The sequence below is a fragment of the Frankia sp. RB5 genome, assembly GCF_059816245.1.
The window spans coordinates 1-4,154 of sequence record NZ_JCBATA010000129.1 but is presented as its reverse complement, the minus strand read 5'-3'; the positions used below and the strand labels follow the sequence as shown (position 1 = coordinate 4,154).

Genomic DNA, 4,154 nt, shown 5'->3' with positions numbered 1-4,154 from the left:
GGCCGTTCGCGCACCTGAGCACGACGAATCCCGACGGCAGCCCCCAGGTCACCGTCATCTGGGTCGGCCTGGACGGCGACGAGATCGTCAGCGGCCATATGGCCAGGTACGTGAAACTGCGCAACATGCGCGGCCGGCCGGCCCGTCTGCGCCGCCCGCCCAGGACGGTCGGCGCAGACGGGCCGGGCGGCGCGGGTCGGCACGGCCCGCACCCGATCGGGCGCCGAGACGGCACGGATGGGGGGTCTCCCGCCGCCGATACCACCCGGCGGCGGGTGATGGCCGCGTTCCGTCACCCGAGCGGACGCGATCCGAGAAACGAGATCCAGGCCACTAAACTCAGGTCTGGAGGGAACCGCCCGTGCGCAGGATGACGACTTCTTCGACCAGGCAGACGCCGAGTGGCCGGCCCGGGACGGCCGCTGGCCACCCGGCCGGGCGACCGGCGGCTCGGCCACGTCCTCGACTCCGGGAGGCCCGCGGATGAGGGTACCCGTGCGATCCCCACGTACCAGGGCGCGGCCATGGTGATCGCCGCGCCGCACACCGGTCCGCTGCGCTGCCCACGCTGCGCGTCCGCGGCCGTCCCCGGCGGCCGGTTCTGCTACAACTGCGGCCTGGAGTTCAGCTCCGCGGAGGCTCCCGCCTCCGACGCGCCGGAACGCCGGGTCGTGACCGTCCTGTTCGGTGACCTGTCCGACTTCACCGGTTGGGCGGAGGACCGCGACCCCGAGCGGGTCGGCGAGATGACCGACCGGGTGCTCGCCGCGCTCGCCCGCGAGATCGACGAGGTCGGCGGGCGTGTCGACAACCTCGCCGGCGACGGGATCATGGCCGTCTTCGGCGCGCCGACCGCCCATGAGGACGATCCGGAACGCGCCGTGCGGGCCGCGACCGCGATGCAGGAGACGGTCCGCCGGCTGGTCCAGGAGACCGCCGGCGACAGCGCCCAGGGGCGTCTGGGCCTGCGGGTCGGGCTCAACACCGGTGAGGTCCTCGCCGGGGTCCAGGCCGCGCTGTCCTACACCGTCATCGGCGACACGGTGAACACCGCCGCCCGGCTGTCCGCGGCCGCCTCGATCGGCACCGTCTACGCGGGCCGGTCCACCGTGCTCGCGACCAGGTCGGTGGCGAGCTGGCGAGAACTGCCCGACCTCGTGCTCAAGGGCAAGCGGGAGCCCGTACCGGCCTACGAGCTGATCAGCCTGCGCCCGTCCAACGTGGCCCGCCCCGGGCTCGCCGACGACGCGCCGTTCCTCGGCCGGGAGGCCGAGCTCGACGAGTTGAGGGCCCTGTTCGACGAGGTGGTGACCCGGCGCGCCCCCCAGGTCGCCCTGCTGGTCGGCGAGGCCGGAATCGGCAAGACCCGGCTGGCCAGTGAGCTGGCGAGCCGGGCCGCGCAGACCCCGGGCACGGTCGTGCTGTGGGGCCGCACGGTCCGCCACGGTGACGGCCGCGGGCTCGCCCCGCTGGTCGATGTCGTCCGCAACGCCTGCGGCATCACCGACGGCGACTCGCTCGACCGGGTGGCCGACCGGGTGCGCGCCACGGTGGCGGGCCTCACCCATCCGATCACCGGCACCCGGCTGCCCGCCGGCATCGCCGACCGGTTACTGCTGCTGCTCGGGGTGCCGCTCGACCGGCGCTCCACCGGTGTTCCGGCCGCGACCCCCGGTGACCCGGCGGCCCGCGCCTCGCATGTCGAGGAGGCCGAGGCCCGGGCGGTCGAGGCGACGGTGGAGGCGGTCGCGCTGCTGCTCAGCGCGCGGGCCCGCTCAGGTCCCATCCTGGTCGTGATCGACGACCTGGAGTGGGCGACAAGCCAGCTCAGCAACGCGATGAGCCGGCTCGCGTCGCGGCTGTCCGGGCCGGTGCTGCTGGTCCTGCTCGACCGGGCCGGGCCCCGGCTGACCTCGCTGCCGCAGATGCGCCGCATCGATCTCGCGCCGCTGAGCGTGGAGGCGTCCGGCCTGCTCCTGCAGAGCCACCTGCGCGGGCGCACGCTGGAGCCGCAGACCCGCACCGACCTGCTCGCCCGGGTGCACGGCAACCCGTTCTTCCTGGTCGAGCTGCTCAACCTGCTCATCGACCGACGCCTGCTGCACCCGGCACGCCCCGACTCCGCGACGGCCCCGGACGGCAACGCCGACGCGGACGGGCAGGCCGAACTCGTGCTGGACGGATCGCTCGCCGAGACCCCGCTGCCCGCCGGCGTCCAGTCGGTACTCGCCGCCCGCATCGATGATCTCGACCCGGTCGCCAAGGCGGTGCTGCGGGCGGCCGCCGTGCTCGGCCGGCGGTTCCCCGCCGAGGCGCTGCCCATGGTCGACGAGCGGCCCGCCGACGAGGTGACCCGCGCGTTGGACGTCCTAACCGAACGTCAGCTCGTCCGCCCGCCGCGGGCCAGCGAGACCCGCTGGCGCTTCGTGCACCCGATGGCCCGCGACGTCGCCTACGCCGGGCTGCCGAAGGTCGAGCGTGCCCGGCGGCACGCCACGGCGGCCCGCTGGGGTGTCACGGCGATGATCGGCACGTCGCGCTCGGTGTCGACCTTCGTGGCCAGCCACGCACTGCGGGCGTACGAGCTGGCCGCGTCGATGGGCCTCGCCCCCGGCGACCCGGCATGGACGTCGCGGATGTCCGGTTTCCACGCGCACGTGCGGCTGGCCCGCGCGGCGCTGGCCCGCGACGACCATCGGGCCGCCGCCGAACTGCTCGCCAACGCCCGCCGGCTCGGGCGGGACATGATCGATCGCAAGGAGGACAACACCGTCCGGGTGCTGCACGCCGAGGCTCTCGTCGCGCTGCGCCAGCTGGACGAGGCCGGGCGCACGCTGCGCCCGGCGCTGCGGGCGGAGGCCCCGGCCCGGCGCGCGGCCGCCTTCTCGGTGCTCGGTGAGCTGCGCCAGAAGCAGGGCCGGCCGGAGGAGGCCGCGCAGTGCCTGCTCACCGCCCTCGACTCGGCCCGCCAGGCGGGCGACGAGCGGGCCACCGCGGCGGCGCTGCGCCGGCTGGGCATGCTCGAGTACAACGCCGGCCGGATCAGCGCCGCCGAGGAGCGCTACCAGGACGCCCTCGCCATCGCCCGGCAGGTCGACGACCCGCGCGGCATCGGCTGGGCGCTGCAGCACCTGGCCTGGAACGCCACCACCCGGGGCGACTACCCGCGAGCCGAACGGACGCTACGCGAGGCCTCGACCGTCTTCGAGCGGTTGGAGGACACCGGCGGGCTGGGCTGGTGCCGGGGCACCGAGGCGCTGGTGCTGCTGCTGTCCGGCCAGCTCACTCGGGCGCGCAAGCTCACCCGTGAGCTGATCGAGCTCGCCGGCTCGGTGGGCGAGCAGTGGGGGATGGCGGTGTGCCTGACAATCGGCGCGATCGCGGCCGCTGAACTCGGCGACATCACCACCGCCGAGGCGCACGCGGCCCGGGCCACCGAGCTGTTCGAGTCTTCCGGGGACACCTGGGGATCCATGCTCGTGCTGGTCGCGAGGGGTCTCGCGGCCCGCGGTGCGGGCGAGCCGGCGCGCGGCGCGCGGTACCTGACCGAGGCCTGCGAACAGGCGGCCGAACGGGGCCAGGTGGTCGTCGGCGCCCTGGCCCGGGTGCTGCTCGGCCTGACCCTGCTCGACGCCGGCGAGGTGGACCAGGCCGAGCAGGCCGCCGAGGCGGCGCTGCGGGACCTGGACAGCCTCGAGCTGCGACCCCACGCCCAGCTGGGGGCGAAGGTCCTCGTCGCACAGATCGCCAGGGCCCGCGGGCGGATCGACGCCGCGCGTGACCTGCTGCGCGAGGCGCTGGCGGCCAGCGAGCCGGCGACCCTGATGTTCCCCCGGCGCCAGGCCTACGCGCACCTCGCCGGCATCCTGCTGGACGGTGGCTCGCCGGTCGAGGCGCTGGAGGTCGCACGGCAGGCGGTCGCGGTCGACGCCGAGGACGTGCGGGCCACGGTACTGGGCTACCGGGCGCTGGGCACGGCGCTCGTCGCGAACGGCGAGCTGGAGGCCGGCAGGGGGGCCTACCTACGGGCGCTGGCGGCGGCGACGGCGACCGGGGCCGTCAGCGAGGCACCGCAGACCCGCCGGCTGCTGGCCGGCCTGCCGCCGAGCGGCGGCTCGGCGCCCGCCGCGGGCCCGGCGGGCAGATCGGACGAG

The 4,154-nt window shown here is 75.7% G+C and carries 1 protein-coding gene and 1 pseudogene; both read left to right on the top strand.

The window, feature by feature from the left end; all coding sequences use genetic code 11:
- Positions 1-374 (top strand): annotated as a pseudogene (locus AC6EXY_RS33005) (hypothetical protein); the annotation flags it as partial.
- Positions 375-524: 150 nt separating this feature from the next.
- Positions 525-4,154 (top strand): AAA family ATPase (locus AC6EXY_RS33000; protein ID WP_499842474.1); only part of this gene is annotated, 3,630 nt, incomplete at its 3' end.